The 22,623-nt window shown below is 72.1% G+C and carries 20 protein-coding genes and 1 riboswitch; of the genes, 14 read left to right on the top strand and 6 right to left on the bottom strand.

Translation table 11 applies throughout. The annotated features are described in order from the left end of the window. Window positions 1–5 precede the first annotated feature (5 nt). Window positions 6–461: an Lrp/AsnC family transcriptional regulator gene (locus tag AB0Q96_RS34735; protein WP_030691274.1), complete on the top strand. Its 456-nt coding sequence runs from the start codon at window positions 6–8 to the stop codon at window positions 459–461. 15 nt (window positions 462–476) lie between these two features. Here the strand turns inward: AB0Q96_RS34735 and AB0Q96_RS34730 are convergent, their stop codons facing one another. After that, complete coding sequence (locus AB0Q96_RS34730) at window positions 477–1,028, bottom strand: Repetin (protein ID WP_365332563.1); 552 nt, start codon at window positions 1,026–1,028, stop codon at window positions 477–479. Window positions 1,029–1,317: 289 nt separating this feature from the next. Here AB0Q96_RS34730 and AB0Q96_RS34725 point away from each other — a divergent pair, with 289 nt between their 5' ends. Together AB0Q96_RS34725 and AB0Q96_RS34720 are read left to right on the top strand one after the other, a co-directional pair. Beyond that, on the top strand, window positions 1,318–2,136 hold the full coding sequence (locus AB0Q96_RS34725; protein WP_365332561.1) for a carbon-nitrogen hydrolase family protein: 819 nt from the start codon (window positions 1,318–1,320) through the stop codon (window positions 2,134–2,136). Window positions 2,137–2,193: 57 nt separating this feature from the next. Next, window positions 2,194–3,891: an NAD(P)/FAD-dependent oxidoreductase gene (locus AB0Q96_RS34720; RefSeq protein WP_365332559.1), complete on the top strand. Its 1,698-nt coding sequence runs from the start codon at window positions 2,194–2,196 to the stop codon at window positions 3,889–3,891. A 14-nt stretch (window positions 3,892–3,905) separates the two neighbouring features. Here the strand turns inward: AB0Q96_RS34720 and AB0Q96_RS34715 are convergent, their stop codons facing one another. The 3 genes from AB0Q96_RS34715 to AB0Q96_RS34705 form a co-directional block, all read right to left on the bottom strand. After that, on the bottom strand, window positions 3,906–4,607 hold the full coding sequence (locus AB0Q96_RS34715; RefSeq protein WP_365332557.1) for a DUF5995 family protein: 702 nt from the start codon (window positions 4,605–4,607) through the stop codon (window positions 3,906–3,908). 73 nt (window positions 4,608–4,680) lie between these two features. Continuing rightward, window positions 4,681–6,081: a solute carrier family 23 protein gene (locus tag AB0Q96_RS34710; RefSeq protein WP_365332555.1), complete on the bottom strand. Its 1,401-nt coding sequence runs from the start codon at window positions 6,079–6,081 to the stop codon at window positions 4,681–4,683. A gap of 78 nt (window positions 6,082–6,159) precedes the next feature. Next, entirely contained in the window at window positions 6,160–7,374 is a 1,215-nt protein-coding gene (locus AB0Q96_RS34705) for an MFS transporter (RefSeq protein ID WP_365332553.1), read from the bottom strand. Between the two features lie 117 nt (window positions 7,375–7,491). Between AB0Q96_RS34705 and AB0Q96_RS34700 the strand changes: the two genes are divergently transcribed. Continuing rightward, window positions 7,492–8,622, top strand: a complete 1,131-nt coding sequence (locus AB0Q96_RS34700; RefSeq protein ID WP_365332551.1) for an ROK family transcriptional regulator — start codon at window positions 7,492–7,494, stop codon at window positions 8,620–8,622. A 196-nt stretch (window positions 8,623–8,818) separates the two neighbouring features. Here AB0Q96_RS34700 and AB0Q96_RS34695 read toward each other — a convergent pair whose 3' ends face one another. After that, window positions 8,819–11,200: a chitinase C-terminal domain-containing protein gene (locus AB0Q96_RS34695; RefSeq protein WP_365332549.1), complete on the bottom strand. Its 2,382-nt coding sequence runs from the start codon at window positions 11,198–11,200 to the stop codon at window positions 8,819–8,821. A 255-nt stretch (window positions 11,201–11,455) separates the two neighbouring features. Beyond that, a riboswitch (FMN riboswitch) is annotated at window positions 11,456–11,586 on the top strand. 176 nt (window positions 11,587–11,762) lie between these two features. Between AB0Q96_RS34695 and ribD the strand changes: the two genes are divergently transcribed. From ribD to AB0Q96_RS34645, 10 genes are all read left to right on the top strand, one after another. Continuing rightward, window positions 11,763–12,854 (top strand): bifunctional diaminohydroxyphosphoribosylaminopyrimidine deaminase/5-amino-6-(5-phosphoribosylamino)uracil reductase RibD, encoded by a 1,092-nt coding sequence (gene ribD / locus AB0Q96_RS34690; RefSeq protein ID WP_365332548.1) that lies wholly within the window; start codon window positions 11,763–11,765, stop codon window positions 12,852–12,854. Between the two features lie 2 nt (window positions 12,855–12,856). Next, entirely contained in the window at window positions 12,857–13,465 is a 609-nt protein-coding gene (locus tag AB0Q96_RS34685) for a riboflavin synthase (protein ID WP_365332547.1), read from the top strand. A gap of 44 nt (window positions 13,466–13,509) precedes the next feature. Next, entirely contained in the window at window positions 13,510–14,100 is a 591-nt protein-coding gene (locus tag AB0Q96_RS34680; RefSeq protein WP_365332597.1) for a nicotinamide mononucleotide transporter family protein, read from the top strand. Next, entirely contained in the window at window positions 14,097–15,425 is a 1,329-nt protein-coding gene (locus AB0Q96_RS34675) for a bifunctional 3,4-dihydroxy-2-butanone-4-phosphate synthase/GTP cyclohydrolase II (RefSeq protein ID WP_365332545.1), read from the top strand. The genes AB0Q96_RS34680 and AB0Q96_RS34675 overlap by 4 nt, the downstream gene beginning before the upstream one ends. A 36-nt stretch (window positions 15,426–15,461) precedes the next feature. Beyond that, window positions 15,462–15,947, top strand: a complete 486-nt coding sequence (ribH, locus tag AB0Q96_RS34670; RefSeq protein WP_365332543.1) for a 6,7-dimethyl-8-ribityllumazine synthase — start codon at window positions 15,462–15,464, stop codon at window positions 15,945–15,947. A 34-nt stretch (window positions 15,948–15,981) separates the two neighbouring features. Beyond that, window positions 15,982–16,254 carry a phosphoribosyl-ATP diphosphatase gene (locus AB0Q96_RS34665; RefSeq protein WP_046907435.1) on the top strand — a complete coding sequence of 91 codons (273 nt, stop codon included), beginning with the start codon at window positions 15,982–15,984 and terminating at the stop codon, window positions 16,252–16,254. Window positions 16,255–16,389: 135 nt separating this feature from the next. Continuing rightward, the gene (gene hisG, locus AB0Q96_RS34660) at window positions 16,390–17,238 is read left to right on the top strand and encodes an ATP phosphoribosyltransferase (RefSeq protein ID WP_365332542.1); all 849 of its coding nucleotides are present in this window, start codon (window positions 16,390–16,392) and stop codon (window positions 17,236–17,238) included. A gap of 60 nt (window positions 17,239–17,298) precedes the next feature. Next, the gene (locus tag AB0Q96_RS34655) at window positions 17,299–17,757 is read left to right on the top strand and encodes a PH domain-containing protein (RefSeq protein ID WP_365332541.1); all 459 of its coding nucleotides are present in this window, start codon (window positions 17,299–17,301) and stop codon (window positions 17,755–17,757) included. 221 nt (window positions 17,758–17,978) lie between these two features. After that, entirely contained in the window at window positions 17,979–19,319 is a 1,341-nt protein-coding gene (locus AB0Q96_RS34650) for a hemolysin family protein (protein WP_365332539.1), read from the top strand. Further along, complete coding sequence (locus AB0Q96_RS34645; RefSeq protein WP_365332537.1) at window positions 19,316–20,410, top strand: hemolysin family protein; 1,095 nt, start codon at window positions 19,316–19,318, stop codon at window positions 20,408–20,410. The genes AB0Q96_RS34650 and AB0Q96_RS34645 overlap by 4 nt, the downstream gene beginning before the upstream one ends. A gap of 7 nt (window positions 20,411–20,417) precedes the next feature. On the opposite strand, the gene AB0Q96_RS34640 is transcribed toward AB0Q96_RS34645, so the two are convergent. After that, window positions 20,418–22,325, bottom strand: a complete 1,908-nt coding sequence (locus AB0Q96_RS34640) for an AAA family ATPase (protein WP_365332595.1) — start codon at window positions 22,323–22,325, stop codon at window positions 20,418–20,420. Window positions 22,326–22,623 lie beyond the last annotated feature (298 nt).

Raw genomic sequence — 22,623 nt, 5'->3', positions numbered from 1 at the left:
CCGTAGTGCGACTCAACGACCTCGACGAACGCATCGTCCACGCCCTCGCGGAAGACGCCCGCCGCAGCTACGCCGACATCGGCTCGCTCGTCGGTCTCTCCGCTCCCGCGGTCAAGCGGCGGGTGGACAGGCTCCGGGCCGAGGGCGCCATCACCGGCTTCACCGTACGGGTGGACCCGGCGGCGCTCGGCTGGGAGACGGAGGGGTTCGTCGAGATCTACTGCCGCCACAACACCTCGCCGGAGGACATCCGGCGAGGTCTTGAGCGGTATCCCGAGGTGGTGTCCGCGTCGACCGTCACCGGTGACGCGGACGCCGTCGTCCAGGTCTTCGCCTCCGACATGCGCCACTTCGAGCGCGTCCTGGAGCGGATCGCGGGCGAGCCGTTCGTGGAGCGCACCAAGTCCGTCCTGGTGCTCTCGCCCCTGCTGCGGCGCTTCTCCTCGGGCTCGCCCGCGTAACCCCTCCCGTACCGGCTACTCGGTCGGGTACGTGAACTGCCAGGGCAGCACCGTGAAGTCGCCGGTGCCGGCCTTGACCCGCTCGAACGGGGCGGCGCTGTTGCAGGGCGGGACCTCGTCCTTCGTCGGGTCGGACGCCATCCAGCTGTAGCCCAGCCGGTCGTGCCCGCCGTCGTCGTACACCGACACCCCGACCCGCTTGTGCAGGAGACCGGGCACGTCCGTCTTCGTGACCACGCCGGTGACCGTGGCGGCCTTGCCCCCGGTCGCCAGGCAGTCCACCTTCACCTCGGCGGTGCCGCCCCAGTCCCCCTTGAAGTGGCTGTAGCGGAAGGTGCCGGTGGCGGCCAGCGGGTTGTTCCGGTCCTTCGCCGCCAGGTGCGCGTCGAAGGAGAAGGTGATGTCGTCGCCGGCGGGCCGGTAGAGCTTCGCGGTGCCGGTCAGCGCCGCCGCCTCCCGGTGCGGGCCCTTCCCGTCGGCGGAGGCCGAGGCGGTGGCGCCGCCCGCCGCTCCGGCGGTGATCAGCAGAGCGGCGGCCACGGCGGCGATCTTCGTGCGGCGGTTCATGTCGTTTCGGTCCTTTCGGCAGGTCAACCGGACGACCACCACTCTTCCGCGTCGCTCGCGCCACGGCGTCGGACCGGGGAACGGTCCGCGCCTCCGCCGCGCGGCGGGGGAGGCGTACGACCCTGGTCGCGGCCGCACGCAACGAATCACCGCCGAGGCCGACGATCGCGCAACGGTTCGACGGTCGGTCCGCAACGGTCTCGCCTTGTCCCGACAGAGCCCGAAACCGTACCGTTTTTGACGTCTTCCCTTTGAATTACTCCCTCACCTTCTGCCCCGAGGATCGCCGATGCCCGCGCTGCGCACCGCCCTGCTCCAGAGCTCCGGACAGCTCGGTGACGTGGCCGCCAATCTGAAGATCCTCGACGAGGCCGCGGGCCGCGCCGCGGCGGCCGGGGCCGGGCTGCTCCTCGCCCCCGAGCTGTACCTCACGGGCTACGCCATCGGCGCCGACATCGCCCGCCTCGCCGAGCCCGCCGACGGCCCCTCCGCGCGGGCCGTCGCCGAGATCGCCGTCCGCCACGGCCTGGCCGTCGGCTACGGCTACCCGGAGCGGGACGTCGCGGCGCACGGGGTGCTCCACAACTCCGCGCAGCTCTTCGGCGCCGACGGTGCCGTGCTCGCGCACTACCGGAAGACCCACCTCTTCGGCGACTTCGAGCTGAAGTGGTTCACGCCCGGCGACCGCGCCGTCGTCCAGGCGGAGCTCGCCGGCCTCACCGTCGGCCTGATGATCTGCTACGACGTCGAGTTCCCCGAGAACGTGCGGGCGCAGGCGCTGGCCGGCACCGACCTCCTCCTCGTGCCGACCGCGCTCATGCACCCGGCCGAGGTCGTCCCCGAGTCCGTCGTCCCGGTGCGCGCCTTCGAGAACCAGATGTACATCGCGTACGCCAACCGGACGGGCCCCGAGGGCGACTTCGAGTTCGTCGGCCTGTCCACGCTCGCGGCCCCCGACGGCACCGCCCGGGTCCGCGCCGGACGGGGCGAGGACCTCGTCGTCGGCGACGTCGACAGCGACTTCCTCGCGGCCTCCCGCGCGGAGAACCCCTACCTCCGCGACCGGCGCCCGGGCCTCTACGGCCCCCTGGTCCACGACCGGGCCTGAGCCGCCCCCGCCCGTCCTCCCCAGCTTCGTTCTTTTCCCGCAAGGAGTCCGTACCCCATGACGTCCACCGTGCCCAACGCCGTCGAGCACGCCGACGAGCAGCAGCCGCCGATCACCATGTTCGGTCCGGACTTCCCGTACGCCTACGACGACTTCCTGGCCCACCCGGCCGGGCTCGGCCAGATACCCGCGACCGAGCACGGCACCGAGGTCGCCGTCATCGGTGGCGGCCTGTCCGGCATCATCGCCGCGTACGAGCTGATGAAGATGGGCCTCAAGCCCGTCGTCTACGAGGCCGACCAGATCGGCGGCCGGCTGCGCACCGTCGGCTTCGAGGGCCCGGAGACCGAGGGTCTGACGGCCGAGATGGGCGCGATGCGCTTCCCGCCCTCCTCGACCGCGCTCCAGCACTACATCGACCTGGTCGGCCTGGAGACCACGCCGTTCCCGAACCCGCTGGCCGAGGCCACCCCGTCGACCGTCGTCGACCTCAAGGGTGAGACCCACTACGCCGAGACCATCGACGACCTGCCGCAGATCTACCGCGACGTCGCCGCCGCGTGGAACGCCTGTCTCGACGAGGGCGCCGACTTCTCGGACATGAACCAGGCGATGCGCGAGCGGGACGTCCCGCGCATCCGCGAGATCTGGGCCAAGCTGGTCGAGAAGCTGGACGACGAGACCTTCTACGGCTTCCTCTGCAAGTCCGAGGCCTTCCAGTCCTTCCGCAAGCGCGAGATCTTCGGCCAGGTCGGCTTCGGCACCGGCGGCTGGGACACCGACTTCCCGAACTCCATCCTGGAGATCCTCCGGGTCGTCTACACCGAGGCGGACGACCACCACCGCGGCATCGTCGGCGGCTCCCAGCAGCTGCCGCTGCGCCTGTGGGAGCGCGAGCCGGAGAAGATCGTCCACTGGGCCCAGGGCACCTCGCTGAGCTCCCTGCACGAGGGCACTCCGCGCCCGGCCGTGACCCGCCTGACCCGCGCGGCCGGCAACCGGATCACCGTCACCGACGCGTCCGGCGACATCCGTACGTACCAGGCGGCGATCTTCACCGCCCAGTCCTGGATGCTGCTGTCCAAGATCGCGTGCGACGACTCGCTCTTCCCGATCGACCACTGGACGGCGATGGAGCGGACCCACTACATGGAGTCCTCGAAGCTCTTCGTGCCCGTGGACCGCCCGTTTTGGCTGGACAAGGACGAGGTGACCGGCCGCGACGTCATGTCGATGACGCTGACCGACCGGATGACCCGCGGCACCTACCTGCTGGACGACGGCCCGGACAAGCCGGCCACCATCTGCCTCTCGTACACGTGGTGCGACGACAGCCTGAAGTGGCTGCCGCTGTCCGCGAACGAGCGGATGGAGGTCATGCTGAAGTCGCTCGGCGAGATCTACCCGAACGTCGACATCCGCAAGCACGTCATCGGCAACCCGGTCACCGTCTCCTGGGAGAACGAGCCCTACTTCATGGGTGCGTTCAAGGCCAACCTGCCGGGTCACTACCGCTACCAGCGGCGCCTGTTCACCCACTTCATGCAGGACCGTCTGCCGGAGGACAAGCGCGGCATCTTCCTCGCCGGCGACGACATCTCGTGGACGGCCGGCTGGGCCGAGGGCGCGGTGCAGACGGCGCTCAACGCGGTCTGGGGTGTGATGCACCACTTCGGCGGTGCGACGGACGGCACCAACCCGGGTCCGGGCGACGTGTACGACGAGATCGCCCCGGTCGAGCTGCCGGAGGACTGATCCTCCGGCCCGGTCTACGGGCGGGCCAGCGGGGTGAGCAGCATCCGCCCCACCAGGCCCACCGACCGGTCGAGGCGTTCGGTGAACTCCTCGGCCAGGCCGGGCAGCCGCCGCAGCTGCCACAGCGAGCGGGCGGCGAGCCAGGCCCCGTCGCGGGCCCGGTCCAGGCTCCAGCAGCCGAGCAGATGCGTCAGCGGGTCCGCGACCTCCAGGAGGTCCGGGCCCGGCATCAGTTCCTCCCGGATGCGCTCCTCCAGGAGGACGAGGATGTCGCCGACCCGGTCGAACTCGTCCTCCAGCTCCGCCGGCGAGCAGTCGAGCGTCCGGCAGGTGTCGACCACGGCGAGGGCCAGGTCGTGCCCGATGTGCGCGTTGATCCCGGCGAGCGCGAACTGCAGCGGCCGTACGCCGGGATGCCGGCGGTAGTGGAAGAGCGGGCGCCAGCAGGCGGGCGCCCGGGCGCCGCTGCCGACCGCCTCGACGACGGCGAGGTAGCGCTGGGCGAAGCGCACGTCCAGGGTGGCGGCGGCCCGCCGGTCGCCGAAGGTGCCCGCCTCGATGGCGTGGCCGATCTCCTCGGTGACGGTCAGGTAGACCCGGTTGAACACCGCGACCCCGTCGGCCGGGTGCCAGGCCGAGCGGAAGGCCCGCATCCGGTCCACCACGGGGTCGACGGCGGTGAAGGGCCCGACGGGGAAGTGCTGCGTCTGCGCCATGGGTGCAGCGTGGCAGCCACGGAGCCGGACGGAGGGATTCCGCCGCCCGGCTTCCCCAGAACGGGCGAATCGCCTACGGCTTGGCGGTCTTCTCGTCGTCCGACGTGCCCTCGTAGGAGCTGGTGCCCGAGTCCAGCAGGGGTTCCTGCTGCTTGAGGTGGGCCGGGGCGAAGGCGCGCAGCACGTGGTAGCCGGTGATGACCACGATGGTGCCCAGCGCGATGCCGCCGAGCTCGAAGGTGTCGGTGAAGGTGAGCTTCACGCCGCCGACGCCGATGATGATGCCGGCCGCGGCGGGCACCAGGTTGAGCGGGTTGCGCAGGTCGACCTTGGCGTTGATCCAGATCTGGGCGCCCAGCAGGCCGATCATGCCGTACAGGATGACGGTGATGCCGCCGAGCACGCCGCCGGGGATGGCGGCCACGACGGCGCCGAACTTCGGGCAGAGGCCGAAGAGCAGCGCGAAGCCGGCCGCGGCCCAGTAGGCGGCGGTGGAGTAGACGCGGGTGGCGGCCATGACGCCGATGTTCTCGGAGTACGTGGTGTTCGGCGGGCCGCCCACGGCGGTGGAGAGCATGGAGGCGGCGCCGTCCGCGGCGATCGCGGTGCCCAGCTTGTCGTCCAGGGAGTCGCCGGTCATCTCGCCGACGGCCTTCACATGTCCGGCGTTCTCCGCGATCAGCGCGATGACCACCGGCAGCGCCACCAGGATCGCCGACCACTCGAAGCTGGGGCCGTGGAAGGTGGGCAGGCCGATCCAGTCGGCCTGGGAGACGGCGGAGAGGTCGAGCCGCCAGTGGTCGGTGACCTGGCCGCTCGGGGACATCGAGTGGATCTTGCCGAAGACCAGGTCGAAGACCCAGGAGATGGCGTAGCCGAAGATCAGGCCGAGGAAGATCGCGATCCGCGACCAGAAGCCGCGCAGGCAGACCACGGCGAGCCCGGTGAACAGCATCACCAGCAGGGCCGTCCACTGGTCCTGCGGCCAGTACGTGGACGCCGTCACCGGGGCCAGGTTGAAGCCGATCAGCATGACCACGGCGCCGGTGACCACCGGCGGCATCGCCGCGTGGATGATCCGCGCGCCGAACTTCCGCACCGCGAGGCCGGCCAGGAAGAGCACCCCGCCGACCACGAACACCGCCCCGGTCACGGTGGCGCTGGTGCCGCCGGAGGCCCGGATCGCGGCGGCGACGCCGACGAAGGAGAGCGAGCAGCCCAGGTACGAGGGGACCGTGCCCCGGGTCGCGAGCAGGAAGATCACGGTCGCGACACCGGACATCATGATCGCGAGGTTCGGGTCCAGGCCCATGAGCACCGGGGCGACGAACGAGGCGCCGAACATGGCGACCACGTGCTGGGCACCGAGCCCTGCGGTACGGGGCCAGGACAGGCGCTCGTCCGGCCGGACGACGGCTCCCGGAGCCGGCGTCCTCCCGTCGCCGTGCAGTTTCCAGCGCACGCCGAGGCTCATGTGGTCGCTCCAGTTCTCCGGGTTCCGATGGCCGGGTCATGGCCGAAAAAGATCAGCCACATGGTAATGCGCCGCCGGTCAGTGAGCCCCCTCCCGGACGTCCGCGCCCTTCCCGGCCGCCCCCGCGGTGGCCCGGGTCCGGTTCCGCAGCACGCCCGCGCCGAGCACCAGGCCGAAGGCCAGCAGCGTGACCAGGCCGAACGAGACGACCAGGGAGGTCGCGTGCGCGATGCCACCGATCGCCGAGGGGGCGATGAGGCCCGAGGTGTACGTGATGGTGGCGACGCCCGCGATGGCCTGGCTCGGGTTCGGGCCGCTGCGCCCGGCGGCGGCGAAGGCGAGCGGGACGACGACCGCCACCCCGAGCCCGATCAGTCCGAATCCGGCCATCGCCAGGGCCACGTGCGGGGCGAAGACCACGAGCAGCCCGCCGGCCGTGGCCGCGAGACCGCCGACCCGTACCGTGCGCTCGGCGCCGAAGCGGTCCACGACCCGGTCGCCGGCCAGCCGCGCGAGGGCCATGGTCAGGGCGAAGGCGGTGGTCGAGGCGGCCGCGAGCCCGGCCGAGGTGCCCAGCTCGTCCTTGAGGTAGACCGCGGACCAGTCCAGGCTCGCGCCCTCGGCGAAGACCGCGCAGAAGCCGATCGCGCCGATCACCAGGGCGGACTTCGGGGGCAGCGCGAAGCGCGGCGGCGGCTCCTCCTCGGGGGTGCTGCGCAGGTCGAGGACGCCCTGGCAGAAGACCAGGCCGAGCGCGGTGAGGATCAGGGCGGCGGTCAGGTGGTGCACCCGGGCGTCGACGCCGAGCTGGGCGGCGAGGGTGCCGGCCGCGGAGCCGACCAGGGCGCCCACGCTCCACATGCCGTGCAGGCTGGACATGATCGAGCGGCCGAGCCGGTTCTCGACCTCGACGCCGAGGGCGTTCATCGCCACGTCGGACATGCCGGCGGTGGCGCCGTAGAGGAAGAGCACGGCGCACAGCCCGTACACGTTCGGCGCGAGCGAGGGCAGGATCAGCGCGAGCGTCCACAGCGCGAGCAGGGCGCGCAGCGCGGTGCGGGCGCCGAAGCGGTGGCTGACGGCGCCGGCCAGCGGCATCGCCAGAGAGGCGCCGATCGCCGGGAAGGCGAGGGCGAGGCCGAGCTGGCCCGCGCTGACCCCGGCGTGCTCCTGGATCCAGGGGATCCGGGTCGCGAAACTGCCCGTGACCGCGCCGTGGACGCAGAAGACCGCGGCGACGGCGAAGCGGGCCCGCCGGAGCCGTTGGGTGCTGAAGACGGTTCCGTCCGCCATGTGAAGCCCTCCCCGGAGCTGGTGTGTGCTGCTGGCCGCGTAAACTATCAGGAACCCTCCCTGATAAATAGTGGAGGCGGGCGGACCCGCCGTCGGAACGTCTGAGAGGATCACCGCATGGCCGCATCCCCGAGCACCGCCCGGGCCATCAACGACCGGCTCGCCCTGCGCCTGTTCCAGGACGAGGGCCCGTTGACGGCGACCCAGCTCAAGACGCTCACCGGACTCTCCCGGCCCACCGTCGCCGACCTCGTCGAACGGCTCCGGGACTCCGGACTCGTCCACGTCGTCGGCGAGTCCGGCGCCGAACGCCGCGGCCCCAACGCCAAGCTGTACGGGATCGTCGCCGACCGCGCCCACCTCGCCGCCCTCGACGTGCGCACCCGCTCGGTCTCCGTGGTGGTCTCCGACCTGCTCGGCGCCACCCTCGCCGAGGCCACCGTCCCCATCGGCGACGGCACCGCGCCGGAACCCGCCGTCGACCAGGCGGTCGCGCTCCTCGAACGCACCGCGCGGGAGGCGGGCGCCAGCCGGCTGCACACCGTCGCCGTCGGCGCCCCCGGACTCATCGACCCGGCCACCCGGGAACTGCGGGACACCGCGAAGCTGCCCGTCTGGCACCGGCGGCTCGTCTCCGTCCTCCAGCGGCGGCTGCCCGCCGCCGTCCTGGTGGAGAACGAGGTCAACCTGGCCGCCGTCGCCGAACTGCGCGAGGGCGCCGCCCCCGCCGCCGCCCAGGACACCTTCGTGCTGCTCTGGCTCGGCCAGGGCATCGGCGCCGCCGTCGTCCTGGACGGCCGGCTGCGCCGCGGGGCCTCCGGCGGCGCGGGCGAGATCGGCTTCCTGCCGGTGCCGGGCACCACCGGCCTGCCCTCCGCCCACGGCTGCGACGGCGGCTTCGACGAGCTGGCCTGCGCGGCGGCGGTCGACGCCCTCGCCGTCTCGTACGGGCTCGACCCCGCCACCGCGCTCGAATCCGGCGACGGGCGCTTCCTCGACGCCCTCGCCGCCCGGCTCGCGATCGGCGCCGCCTCGGTCGCCGCCGTCCTCGACCCCGGCTGCGTCGTCCTCGGCGGCGAGACCGGCCACCGTGGCGGCCCCGCCCTCGCCGCCCGGGTCGAGGCCCGGCTCGCCACCCTCTCGCCGCTGCGCACCGAGGTGCGCGCCACCACCCTGGGCGACGCCGGCATCCTGCGCGGGGCCCTGCTCACGGCCCGCGACGCGGCGCAGGACGCGCTCTTCCCGTAACCCGCCGCGGAGGGCCGTGGACGCGCGCGCCCCGCACCGGGCCGTGGACGCGGCCCTGCCCCGCCCCGCCCCGCCCCGAACCGCGCCGTGGACGCGACCGCGCCGCGCCCCGGACAGGGGGGCGCGGCGCGGTGGGGAGGCCCGGCGGCGGCAAGGGCCGTGAGACCGCCGCCGGGGGTTTCTCAGGTGGTGCCGACTAGCAGGCGCCCTGGTCCTTCCAGACGCCCCAGTCGCCGGTCGTGCCCGGCTCCTCGTTCTGCGTCCACCACTGGGCCTTCCAGCTGCGGCCCTTGTGGGAGACGAGGCTGCCCGAGTTGTAGACCGAGCCGGCCACGTACGCCGGGGCGGTACAGCCCGTGGGCGGCGTCGTCGGCGGCGTGGTGGGCGGGGTCGTCGGGGGAGTCGTCGGCGGGGTCGTGGGCGGGGTGGTCGGGGGAGTGGTGGGCGGCGTGGTCGCGCCCGGCTCCACCACGGTCGTGCCGCGCGCCAGGTCGCCGGCGAGGGCGTACGCGGTGCCGTTGACGGTGACCGTCCAGTTCGACGGCGTGGAGACCGGCAGGTAGTAGTTGAACGCCAGGTCCACGGTCGCGCCGGGGGCCAGCGACTGCCAGGCCGGCAGCTTCAGGGAGACCCGGTGGAAGTCGCCCTTCAGGCCGCCCACGTTGCTGCCCGTGTGGTCGCTGCTGATCACCTTGGTGCCGAAACCGGACTGGTCGGAGGCGTTGGCCGGGGCCGAGGTCCCGTAGTCGAACTGGAACTCCGTGCCGCCCGGGAGGGTGGTCGCCGTGTTGTTGGTGATCTTGATCTTCGGGGTGATCGGGTAGTTGGAGTCACCCAGCTTGAACTCGGTGAACTGCGCGTCGATCTTCACGGCCTGCTTCGGCAGGGTCGCGTTGGACTTCTTAGCGCCGTACGGGGTGGCGGTCTTGAACTTGTCGTACATCAGCGAGGTGAGCGTCGAGCCCATCTCGTACTGGCCCTTGGCGGCGTTCCAGGCGTAGTCGCCGGCCATCTCCCAGACCATCGTGCCGCCGATGCCCTTGCTGACCACGTAGTCGGCCTTGGCGGCCACCGACTGCTCGTCCTCGGTGGAGAGGAAGACCTTCTTCTGCGCGTTCCACAGCCACGGCGCGACCAGGGTCGAGTCGTACTTGCGGGCGTAGGTGCCGGTCAGGGTGGTGTTCGCCGGGAAGCCGTACTGGGTGACGTAGTCGCCGACGATCCCCTTCTCGAGGTTCTTGGCGTGCCACATCGGGTTGGAGCCGGCCGGCGACTCGACACCGTTGGTGTCCTTGTCGTGCCAGAGGTTGTCGATGCCGGTGGCGCCGTCACCGCACTTGGTCAGACCGGCGCCGGCCGGGCAGGTGGTCGCGGAGGCCTTGCCCCACAGGCCGTCGGTGCCGCCCTGCACGTTCTTGTGGCCGCGGGTGTAGTAGGGCAGGCCGATGTTGATCCGGCCGGCCGGCATCGAGCCGCGGAAGTAGTGGTACGCCCAGTCGGTGTTGAGGTACCCGATGTTGCCGTACTGCGCCGAGCCGTAGACGTTGGCGGCGGCGAGCTCGCCGTCCTTGCCGTCGTCGAAGAGGGAGGCGTTGGGCCCGACGTACTCGTTCCAGGCGCCGTGCAGGTCGTAGGACATGATGTTGACGTAGTCCAGATACTTCTGCATCTGGAAGGTCTCCATGCCCCGCAGCAGGTAGCCGGAGGAGGGGGCGGCGACGGTCAGCAGGTAGTGCTTGCCGTCGGCGGCGCCGGCCACGTCCAGCTTCTCGCGCAGGGACTTCATGAGGGCCGCGTAGCCCTGCACGAGGCCGGCGCGGCGCGCGTTGGCGAGCTGCCAGTCGAGCGGGTTCCCGGCGTCCTTCATGGTCGTCGGGTACTCGTAGTCGATGTCGACGCCGTTGAATCCGTACTTCCGGATGAAGTCGACGGAGGAGGCGGCGAAGGTGTCGATCCCGGCCTGGTTGACCGAACCGTCCGCGTTGGTGGCCATCGAGTAGAAGCCGCCGGAGTCGACCCGGTCACCGTTGTCCGCGAAGTAGCCGCCGGTCTCGGCCCAGCCGCCGACCGAGATCAGGGTCTTCACGTTCGGGTGCTGCTTCTTGAACTTGTTGAGCAGGTTGAAGTGGCCCTTGTAGGCGTACGAGGGGTCCATCTCGGCGCCCGCGACACCGGGCCAGGTCATCCCGGTGGCGGCGTTGTTCGGACCGTCCGTGCCGACGGAGAGCTTGTTGTCCGAGCCGATGTGGCCGAAGGCGTAGTTGATGTGGGTGATCTTCTCCCACGGGATGTCCTTGGCCAGGTAGGCGGGCTGGCCGTTCTTGCCGTCGCGCCAGCCGGTGAAGTAGCCGATGACGCGGCGCTGGTGGTCCGCGCCCATCTTCTCGCGGCCCTCGGTGTCGTAGACCGAGCAGTACGGGACGTCGACGCCGGGGGTCTTGTAGAGCCCGTCGGGGCGACAGGACTCGTTGTCGGCCGCGTACGAGACGCCGCCGGAGGCGAGGGAGCTGATCAGCAGCCCGGCGACGGCGGCGCCGGAGGCGAGCAGGCTCGCTCTCTTCTTCGTGGGGGACAGCACGTTCGGTTCCTCCAGGGGAGGTAGGCAGAACACAACGAACAAGGGGGTGGCTCGTGTTGGGCCCGTGGAGTGCGCACCACCGGTGGGCCGCACCTCGGAGGTGACACGGAGATTAAGAGGACTAGACCAGTGCGTCAATAGGTCTGGACCAACGGAGGAATCCGTGGGAGGGTGAGCGCGGGCTGTGAGCCAGCCCACAGGACCTCACCCGTTTGGCCGGTTCCCGGTCGTGGCAGACTGGCCCTGTATCAGCAGCAGCGCACTCCGGGGTCGGTGTAATTCCGAACCGGCGGTATAGTCCGCGACCCGTCCGCAAGCCAGCGGCCGGTTGACCAGGTGAGATTCCTGGACCGACGGTGAAAGTCCGGATGGGAGGCAGTGCGCGGCGGGCGACCCCTACCAGGGGTGTGCCGGCCGTATGTCCGCTGGCCGCCGTATCGGCATCGATGCGGCGTCCCCAGGGGACCTCCGGCCTCGGCGCACCCTGCGTGAGACGTCGTACCCGCTCTCTGTCGTCATCGACAGGCCCCGGAGTCCGTGCCCGAAGAGGCAGGAGGACCCGGTGGCCACGCCCGCCGACATCACCGCCATGCGGAGCGCCCTCGCGCTCGCCGCCCGCGGACTCGGCTCCACCAGCCCCAACCCCGTCGTCGGCTGCGTCATCACCGACGCCTCCGGCCACCCCGTCGGCACCGGCTACCACCAGCGCGCCGGCGGCCCGCACGCCGAGATCCACGCCCTGCGCGAGGCCGGCGTCCTGGCCCGCGGCGGCACCGCGTACGTCACCCTCGAACCCTGCAACCACACCGGTCGCACCGGCCCCTGCGCCCAGGCCCTCGTCGAGGCCGGGATCAGCCGGGTCGAATACGCGGTCGGCGACCCGAACCCCCAGGCCACCGGCGGTGCCGACACCCTGCGCGCGGCCGGCGTCGAGGTCGCCCAGGGCCTCCTGGAGGACGAGGCCGAGGCCGGAAACATCGCCTGGCTCACCTCCGTCCGCCGCGGCCGCCCCTTCGTCCGCTGGAAGTACGCCGCCACCCTCGACGGCCGCACCGCCGCCGCCGACGGCACCTCCCGCTGGATCAGCTCCGCCGACTCCCGCGCCGACGTCCACCGGCTCCGCGCCGAGGCCGACGCCGTCCTCGTCGGCGGCGGCACGCTCCGCACCGACGACCCGCACCTCGCCGTCCGCGGCATCGACGACGTCACCCAGCCCCTGCGCGTCGCCCTCGACACCCGCGCCACGGTCCCGCCGACCGCCCGGGTCCTCGACGCCGCCGCGCCCACCCTCCTGGTCGTCGGGGAGGACGCCGACACCCGGCACCTGCCCGGCGTCGAACTGCTCCGGCTGCCCCTGCGCGACGGCCGGATCGACGTCCACGACCTGCTCGCCCACCTGTACGCGCGGGGCGTCCGCTCCGTCCTCCTCGAAGGCGGCCCCACCCTCGCGGGCTCCTTCGTCGCCGCGGACGCCGTCGACCAGGTCGTCGGCTACCTCGCCCCGGTCCTCCTCGGCGCGGGCCCGGCGGCCCTCGCCGACGCCGGAATCAGCACCCTCACGGAAGCGTTGCGGCTCGACATCACCGAGACCACGCGCATCGGATCCGACATCCGCCTCACCGCCGTCCCCACCACCACACCCAAGGGAGCCTGACCGTGTTCACCGGAATCGTCGAAGAGCTGGGCGAGGTCGTAGCCGTCGAGCAGCTGCCGGACGCCTCCCGCTTCCGGCTGCGCGGCCCCCTGGTCACGGAGGGCGCCAAGCACGGCGACTCCATCGCCGTCAACGGGGTCTGTCTCACGGTCGTCGAGCACGGCGACGGGGAGTTCACCGCCGACGTGATGGCCGAGACGCTCAAGCGCTCCTCGCTCGGCGCCCTGGAGACCGGCTCCCGGGTCAACCTGGAGCGCCCCATGGCCGTCGGCGACCGCCTCGGCGGCCACATCGTCCAGGGCCACGTGGACGGCACCGGCACCATCCTGGAGCGGACCCCGTCCGAGCACTGGGAGCTCGTGAAGGTCGGCCTGCCCGCGCACCTCTCGCGCTACGTCGTCGAGAAGGGCTCGATCACGGTCGACGGCGTCAGCCTCACCGTCGTCGACGCCGCCGCCGACTTCTTCACCATCAGCCTCATCCCCACCACCCTCGCCCTGACCACGCTCGGCATCAAGCAGCCCGGCGACCCGGTCAACCTCGAGGTCGACGTCATCGCCAAGTACGTCGAGCGCCTGCTCGGCCCGAACGCTCAGGAGAACGTCAAGTGAACTGGCTCAACTCCGAGGCGTTCAGCGCCTTCGGCCAGCACATCATGTGGTCCGACATGATCGGCAACACGATCGGCCTCGTCGCCCTGGCCCTCGGCTGGCGCCGCTCCGTCCTCACCTGGCCCGCGCAGCTGCTCTCCGGCGTCATCCTCGTCGGCGCCTACGCCTCCGCCCACCTCAGCGGCGGCGTCGGCAAGCAGCTCCTGGTCATCGGCGTGGCCGTCTGGGGCTGGCGCCAGTGGAGCCGCGGCCGGCAGCAGGCCCAGGACGGCTCCATCGCCGTCCGCTTCGCCACCTGGAAGGAGCGCGGCGTCCTCCTGGCCGGCGCGGCCGTCGGCACCCTCGCCATCGGCGGACTCTTCACCCTCTACCCGTCGCTCTCCTGGAGCCCGTGGGCCGACGCGTACATCTTCGTCGGCACCCTCGTCGCGATGGTCGCCCAGGCCCGCGGCCTGGTCGAGTTCTGGTTCGCCTGGCTCCTCGTCGACCTGGTCGGCGTGCCGCTCGCCTTCAACAGCGGCCTCGCCTTCTCCGGCCTGGTCTACGTCATCTACTTCGCCCTCGTCATCTGGGGCATGCGCGACTGGTGGCTCCGGTCCCGCACGGCCCCCGCGCTGGAAGGAGCCCACGCATGAGTGCCCGCCCGTCACCCACCCCCGCCCTGCCTGACGCGCTCCGCGCGGCACCCCAGACCCCACTCTGGGACGCCACCGATCTCGCCCTCGACCCCGTAGAGCAGGCCATCCGCGACATCGCGGCCGGCCGCCCCGTCGTCGTCGTGGACGACGCGGACCGCGAGAACGAGGGCGACCTGGTCATCGCCGCCGAGAAGGCCACCCCCGAGGTCGTCGCCTTCATGATGAGCGAGTGCCGCGGCCTGATCTGCGCCCCCATGGAGGGGGAGGAGCTGGAACGCCTCCGGCTGCCGCAGATGGTCGACCACAACACCGAGTCCATGCAGACCGCCTTCACCGTCTCCGTGGACGCGAGCGCCGCCCACGGCGTCACCACCGGCATCTCCGCCGCCGACCGCGCCACCACCCTGCGCATGCTGGCGAGCGGCGAGCACCAGCCCGGCGACTTCGTCCGCCCCGGCCACGTCTTCCCGCTGCGCGCCAAGCCCGGCGGCGTCCTGGTCCGCAACGGACACACCGAGGCCGCCGTCGACCTGGCCCGCCTCGCCGGCCTCCGCCCGGCCGGCGCGATCGTCGAGATCGCCGGCGAGGACGGGGTCATGCTCCGGCTGCCCGAGCTGATCCCCTTCGCCCGCAAGCACGGCCTGACGATCATCTCCATCGAGGACCTGATCGCCTACCGCCGCTCCGCCGAACCGACCGTCCGCCGCGAGGCCGAGGTCCAGCTGCCCACCGCACACGGCGAGTTCACCGCGTACGGCTACCGCTCCACCGTCGACGGCGTCGAGCACGTCGCCCTCGTTCACGGCGAGATCGGGGACGGCGAGGACGTCCTGGTCCGGGTCCACTCCGAGTGCCTGACCGGCGACATCTTCCACTCCCTGCGCTGCGACTGCGGTCCCCAGCTCCAGGCCTCCATGGACCGGATCACCGAGGCCGGCCGCGGCGTCGTCGTCTACCTGCGCGGCCACGAGGGCCGCGGCATCGGCCTGCTGTCCAAGCTGCGCGCGTACGAGCTCCAGGAGCGCGGCCGCGACACCCTCGACGCCAACCTGGAACTCGGCCTGCCCGCCGACGCCCGCGACTACGCCGCCGGCGCCCAGATCCTCGTCGACCTCGGCGTCCGCAGCCTGCGCCTGATGACCAACAACCCCGACAAGATCGACGCCCTCACCCGGTACGGCCTCACCGTCGAGGGCCGCGAGCCCATGCCGGTCCAGGCCGGCGAGCACAACCTCCACTACCTGCGCACCAAGCGCGACCGGATGGGCCACGACCTGCCCTGGCTGGACAGCTCCACCGCCTCCACCTGCGACAACCAGTAATCCCGTACGTACGACCGGCATTCGGCAAGGAGAAACATGAGCGGCAAGGGCGCACCCGTCCTCAGCGTGAAGAACTGCGGCGACCTCCGGGTCGCGGTCATCGCGGCCCAGTGGCACGAGAAGATCATGGACGGCCTCGTCGACGGCGCCCTGCGGGCCCTGAGCGAGCTCGGCATCGACGAGCCCACCCTGCTCCGCGTCCCCGGCAGCTTCGAGCTCCCGGTCGTGGCGAAGGTGCTCGCCGGTCGCGGTTACGATGCCATCGTGGCCCTCGGCGTCGTCATCCGCGGCGGGACGCCGCACTTCGAGTACGTGTGCCAGGGCGTCACCCACGGCCTCACCCAGGTCTCGATCGACACCGGCGTACCCGTCGGATTCGGCGTCCTGACCGTCGACAACGAGCAGCAGGCCCTGGACCGGGCGGGCCTGGAGGGGTCCACCGAGGACAAGGGCCACGAGGCCGTCACCGCCGCCGTCGCCACCGCGACCACGCTGCGCACGGTCAGCGAACCCTGGCGCTGAGTGGCCCCGGTCCACCCCGTACTCTTAGGACATCATGGCGAACAAAACCTTCGAAGAGCTCTTCGCCGAGCTCAAGCTCAAGGCCGAGACCGGCGACCCGGCGACCTCCCGTACCGCGGAACTGGTCGGCAAGGGCGTCCATGCCATCGGCAAGAAGGTCGTCGAGGAGGCCGCCGAGGTGTGGATGGCCGCCGAGTACGAGGGCAAGGAAGCCGCCGCCGAGGAGATCTCGCAGCTGCTGTACCACGTCCAGGTGATGATGGTCGCCCGCGGGATCTCGCTCGACGACGTCTACTCCCATCTCTGAGCGTGCCGGCCACCCACGGCACGCCGGGTCCGCCGAGCGCGCTCACCCACCGAGCCCGCCCGGCACACCGAGCACCTTCTGAGCACGTGAGCACCGAAACACTCCCTTACACCTGAGGCAAAGGAAGCCCGTCCCATGCTGCGCATCGCCGTCCCCAACAAGGGTTCTCTCTCCGGACCTGCGATGGCAATGCTCCATGAGGCGGGTTACCGGCAGCGCAAGGAGTCCAAGGAACTCGTCGTCGTCGACCCGGACAACGAGGTGGAGTTCTTCTACCTCCGCCCCAAGGACATCGCGATCTACGTGGCGTCCGGCCGGCTCGACATCGGCATCACCGGCCGCGACCTGCTCCTGGACTCCGGCGCCAACGCCGAGGAGATCCTGCCGCTGAACTTCGGCCGGTCGACCTTCCGTTACGCCACCCGCCCCGGGACGGCCAACGGACCCCAGGACTTCCAGGGCATGACGATCGCCACCTCCTACGAGGGCATCGTCGCCAAGCACCTCGCCGAGCAGGGCGTCGACGCCTCCGTCGTGCACCTCGACGGCGCCGTCGAGACCGCGATCCAGCTGGGCGTCGCCCAGATCATCGCGGACGTCGTCGAGACCGGCACCAGCCTGCGCAACGCGGGCCTGGAGGTCATCGGCGAGCCGATCCTCACCTCCGAGGCCACCGTCATCCGCCGCACCGGCGCCCCGACCGACGACCCGAAGGTCCAGCAGTTCCTGCGCCGCCTCCAGGGCGTCCTCGTCGCCCGCTCGTACGTGATGATGGACTACGACTGCCGCGCCGAGCACCTGGAGCAGGCCGTCGCCCTCACCCCCGGCCTGGAATCGCCCACCGTCTCCCCGCTGCACAACGAGGGCTGGGTCGCCGTCCGCGCCATGGTCCCCTCCCGGGAGGCGCAGAAGGTCATGGACGACCTGTACGAGCTGGGCGCCCGCGCCATCCTCACCACGGCCATCCACGCCTGCCGCCTCTGACCGACCCTCCCCGCGGGCGCCCGGACCGGCGCCCGCGGGAACCCGCGCAAGGAACCCCGTATGTCCGACTCCTCCGTCCCCGCCTCCGCCCTCCCGGTCACCTTCCGGCCGGGACGCACCCGGGTCGTGCTGCTGACCGTCGGGGTGGCGATGTTCGTCGTCATCACCGCCGTCGGGATGATGCTGGAGAAGCTGGGACCGGGGGAGCGGGCCAGCTTCGTCTTCACCGCCGCGCTCTTCCTGGGCGTCCTCGTCCTGCTGAGCCGCCCCAAGGTCGTCGCCGACGACCAGGGGGTGACGGTCGTCAACATCACCCGGACGCGCCGACTCGCGTGGGCCGAGATCCTCAAGGTCAACCTGCGCCCCGGCGACCCCTGGGTCTTCCTCGACCTGAGTGACGGCACCAGCCTGCCCGTGCTCGGCATCCAGCCCGGCATCGCCAAGGAATCGGCCATCCGCGACGCCCGCGCGCTGCGCGCCCTCGCCGACAGCCACGGCACCGGCGCCGAGGCGGCCTGACACCCTGAACCGTCCCCCATACGGGGCCGACCCCCTGCCCCCGGCGACCGGGGCGTGACTACTCTTGAGGCGGTGGTGCCGAGCGGCACCACCGCCTCGCGTGTGCAGGGCCGCCCGCCGGCGGCCCGCGGGGCAGCCCTTCGACCCGAGGAGTGACTCCCTCCGGCAATGGACGGATCGTCCGGTAGTACCCGCGCCGCCCTCTCACCCGAGGCGGCGGCATGATCGTCTCGCTTCTGCTGCTCGCAGCGGCCTTCCTGCTCATCCTCGCCAACGGCTTCTTCGTGGCGGCCGAGTTCGGCCTCGTCACCGTGGAACGCCCCGAGGCCGAACGGGCCGCGGCCGAAGGCGACCGCCGGGCCCGCACCGTCGTCAAGGCGCTGCGCGAGCTCTCCTTCCAGCTCTCCGGCACCCAGCTCGGCATCACCATCACCTCGCTCGTCACCGGCATGCTCGCCGAGCCCGCGCTCGCCCGGCTGCTCGACGGGCCCCTCACCGCGACCGGCCTCCCCGAAGGCGCCGTCTCCGGCATCTCGGTGGTCGTCGGCATGCTGCTGGCCTCCGCCGTCCAGATGGTGGTCGGCGAGCTCGTCCCCAAGAACTGGGCGGTCTCCCGGCCGCTCCAGGTGGCCCGCTTCGTCGCCGGCCCGCAGCACGTCTTCGCCACGCTGTTCCGGCCGGTGATCACACTGCTCAACCGGGTCGCCAACCGGCTGGTCCGGCTCTTCGGCGTGGAGCCGACCGACGAGCTCGACTCGGTCCGCACCCCCGGGGAGCTGGTCTCCCTCGCCCGGCACTCGGCCCTCGCCGGCGCCCTCGAACAGGACACCGCCGACCTCTTCGTACGGACCCTGTCGCTCGGCGGGCTCACCGCCGAGCAGGTGATGACCCCGCGGGTCAAGGTGAGCGCCCTCCAGTCGGACGCCACCGCGGCCGACGTCCTCAACCTCACCCGGGCCACCGGCCTGTCCCGCTTCCCCGTCTACCGCGAGCGGATCGACGAGATCGTCGGCATGGTGCACCTCAAGGACGCCCTCGCCGTCGTCCCGCACGAGCGGCACCGGGTCCCCGTGGGCCGGATCGCCGTCCCGCCGCTGCTCGTCCCCGAATCGCTGCCCGCCCAGGCCCTCCTGGAGCGGCTGCGCCGCGGGCAGCCGATCGCGGTCGTCGTCGACGAGTACGGCGGCACCGCCGGGGTCGTCACCCTGGAGGACATCGTCGAGGAGCTCGTCGGCGAGGTCCGCGACGAGCACGACACCGCCGCCGACGAGCGGCCCGAGCTGGCCGCCGTCCCCTCGGAGGACGGCCAGCCGGCCTGGGAGGCCGACGGCTCCTGCCGGGTGCACACCCTGCACCGGATAGGACTCGACGTGCCCGACGGCCCGTACGAGACGGTCGCCGGGCTCGTCGCCGATCTCCTCGGGCGGATCCCCGCCCCGGGCGACCGGGCCGAACTCCCCGGCTGGCGCCTCTCGGTGCGCCAGGTCGACCGCTACCGCGCCGAGCGGGTGCGGATCACCCGCACCGCCCCGGTGCCCGTCGGTGCGGAGGCCGCCCGATGAGCCTGCTCCCGCTCCTGTTCGCCCTGCTGCTCGTGCTGGCCAACGGCTTCTTCGTCGGCGCCGAGTTCGCCCTCGTCTCCGTGCGCCGCAGCCAGATCGAACCCCTCGGCGGCTCCCGCGCCCGCCAGGTGCTGTACGGCCTGGAGAACCTGCCGCAGATGATGGCCGCCGCCCAGTTCGGCATCACCGTCTGCTCGCTGACGCTCGGCGCGGTCGCCGAGCCGACCGTGGCCCGGCTGCTCGAACCGGTCTTCCACGCCGTGGGCGTGCCACAGGGCCTGATCCACCCGCTCGGGTACGTGTTCGCGCTCGCCGCGGTGGTCTTCCTGCACCTCGTGATCGGCGAGATGGTCCCGAAGAACCTGGCGATGGCCGACCCCGAGCGCACCGCGCTGTGGCTCGGCCCCGGCCTGGTCGGCTTCGCCCGCCTCTGCCGGCCGGTCACCAGCGCGCTCGGCGCCTGCGCCCGGCTCGTCCTGAGGGCCTTCCACGTGGAGCCGAAGGACGAGGTCGAGGCCGTCTTCACCCGGGCGCAGCTCGGCCGCCTCGTCGAGGACGCCGGCCAGGCCGGGCTGCTCGACCCGGCCGAGCAGGAGCGCCTGGAGGACGCCCTGGAACTGGGCACCCGCCCCGTCACGGACGTCCTCATCCCCTCGGCCGCGCTGGTGACGGTCTCCCCGTCGGTGACCCCGCGCGAGATCGAGGAGCTGACGGTCCGCACCGGCTACTCCCGCTTCCCGGTCTGCTCCGAGGGCCGGGGCGTCTTCATGGGCTTCGTGCACGTGAAGGACGTCCTCGACCTGGAGGACCGGGAGCGGGCGGTGCCGCAGCAGATCTGGCGCCCGATGGGCGTCCTGCGGGCCGAGCTCCCGCTGGACGACGCGCTCACCGTGATGCGCCGGGCCGCCACCCACCTGGCGCAGGTGGCGGACGCCTCCGGCCGGGTGCTCGGCCTGGTCGCGCTGGAGGACGTCCTGGAGATGCTGGTGGGCGAGGTCCGCGACCCCGCCCACCGGCTCACCCCGGCACCCCGGCCGGAGCGGCCGGCCGAGGCGCTGGCCGGCTCGGTGCCGGGCCCGAACCCGGGCTAGCGTCCGGCTAGAGCCCCGGTGGCTCCTGCGGGCCGCGGTCGACCGGACCGCGGCCCGACAGGACCTCGCCGTAGGCCTGCATCAGGTCCGGCAGGCGCAGGGTGGCCAGGTCCTCGCGGGTCGGCGTGGTCGGGTAGCCGGAGAGCCGCAGGTCCCGGTAGGCGCAGGACTTCTCGTACAGGGTGCGCAGGAAGCGCCCGTTGCCCAGCTCGTCGATCCAGCCCTGCTCGACGACGTGCGCGTTGATCGAGCGCAGCTCGTCCAGGGCCTCGTCGTCCCAGCCGTCGCCGTTGGAGGCGGCGAGGACCTCGCCGATGGCGGTGAGCTCCAGCGGGCGGTACGAGGGGAAGTCGACGCGGGTGGTGAACCGCGAGGACAGCCCGGGGTTGGCGGCGAGCAGCCGGTCCATGCCCTCCGGGTAGCCGGCGAGGATCACCACCAGGTGGTCGCGGTTGTCCTCGGCGCGCTTGAGGAGGACCTGCAGGGCCTCGTCGCCGTAGGCGTCGCCCTTGCTGTAGCCGGAGTTGGAGAGCGAGTACGCCTCGTCCACGAAGAGCACCCCGCCGACGGCCGAGTCGATCAGCTCATTGGCCTTGACCGCGGTCTGGCCGAGGAACTCGCCGACCAGATCGGCCCGTTGGGCCTCCACGAGGTGATCGCCGCCGAGCAGGCCGAGCGCGTAGAAGACCCGGCCGAGGATCCGGGCGACGGTGGTCTTCCCGGTGCCCGAGGGGCCGGAGAAGACGAAGTGACGTTTCGGGGGCTGGACCGGGAGCCCCTGTCCGGCACGCAGCCGGGCCATCTCCAGCTGCGCCGAGAGGGCCTTGACCTGCCGCTTGACGGGTTCCATCCCGACCATGCGCTCCAGCTCGGAGAGGGCCTCGGCGAGCAGCGCCGGATCCGTGGGGCTGGCGGGGAACCGCGGCGGCACCGGCTGCGGCGGGACGACCGCCTTCTGCCGCACGAACTCCGGCGGATCCGGCGGCGCGGGCGGTACGGGCGGCGGCACGGAGCCCGGTTTGAGCAGCAGGCCGTCGCCGCCCGGGCCCTCCGGATCCGTCTGTACGGAGTCCACGGCGTCCCTCGTGTCCTGGCCGAAGCCGCCGAGGGCGACCGGTGCGAGCCCCGCCGGATCGTCCGGGCCCTCGAAGCCGTCGTACTCGGCGATCGCCGTGAGCCGCGCGGCGGTGTCCATGAAGGCCGGGTCGATCCGGTGCACCGCCCGGTACAGCGGCAGCGCGGCGGCGGTCCGGCCGGTGCCCTCGTGCGCCCGGGCCAGCCAGTAGCGAAGCTCCTTGCGCTGCGGCTGCTCGCTGCGACAGCGCATGAGCGCCGCCGACAGCAGCGGCTCGGCCTGGCCGAACATCTCCATCCGCACCCGCGCCATGCCGCCGAAGAGCCCCGCCTCGATGCCGAGCAGCGGGTCGTCGACGAGGGTCTCGGTGTGCCGCACCAGCTGCTCCCAGTCCTTGACCAGGTAGGAGCGGCAGGCGTGCAGGAAGCGCACCTGCGGATCGGTGTCGACCGGCGGCAGTCCGGCGAGCGCCCGGTCGAGCTCGGGCACGTGCCGGCCGTCCAGCCAGTGCGAGGCGTGCGCGAGCAGCAGGTCGCGCGGGCTTTCGAGCACCGGCTGCACCCACCAGCCCAGCCAGTACCAGGAGTTGAGGGTCTTGCGGTGCCGGGCCCGCTGCTCGCCGAAGCGCTCGCGGTTGCGGTACATGCGCAGCAGGGCGGTGGTGGTGTCGACCCGCAGCGCGTGCAGGCCGAGCCAGCCGTCGGCCATGCCGGGATCGATGCGCACCGCCGTACGGAACTCCTCCTCGGCCTGCGGGTAGGCGCCCATCGTGTAGGCGTCGACGCCGCGCAGCCAGGCGAGCTCGGCGGGGGCGTGCGCGCCCTGTGTGCCGAAGTCCATCGGGTCCCCCACAACCGTCATCACGTGGACGGGAATTGATCGCACCGAGGGGCATCGTACCTGCGCAGGGCGTGCGTGATGAGGGAGAAGGAGTCGATCCACGACGATCCGACGTGATCCGTCGGCCGCTCACGGGTGGTGACCCAGGGTGAGGAAGGGGGCAGAACGAAGCCCCCGATCACGGGGGAACAACCGGGGGCTTCGCGTCTGCGGCGACTTCGGAAAGCCGCACATTCAGAACGTAAGACCTGTACGCCCCTTGGGTCAAGCGGAGTTGAGGCACGTGCGGAAGTGGAAT

Source organism: Streptomyces sp. NPDC093111 (assembly GCF_040683955.1).
Taxonomy (GTDB): Bacteria; Actinomycetota; Actinomycetes; order Streptomycetales; family Streptomycetaceae; genus Streptomyces.
This window is presented reverse-complemented; position numbering and strand designations above follow the sequence as displayed.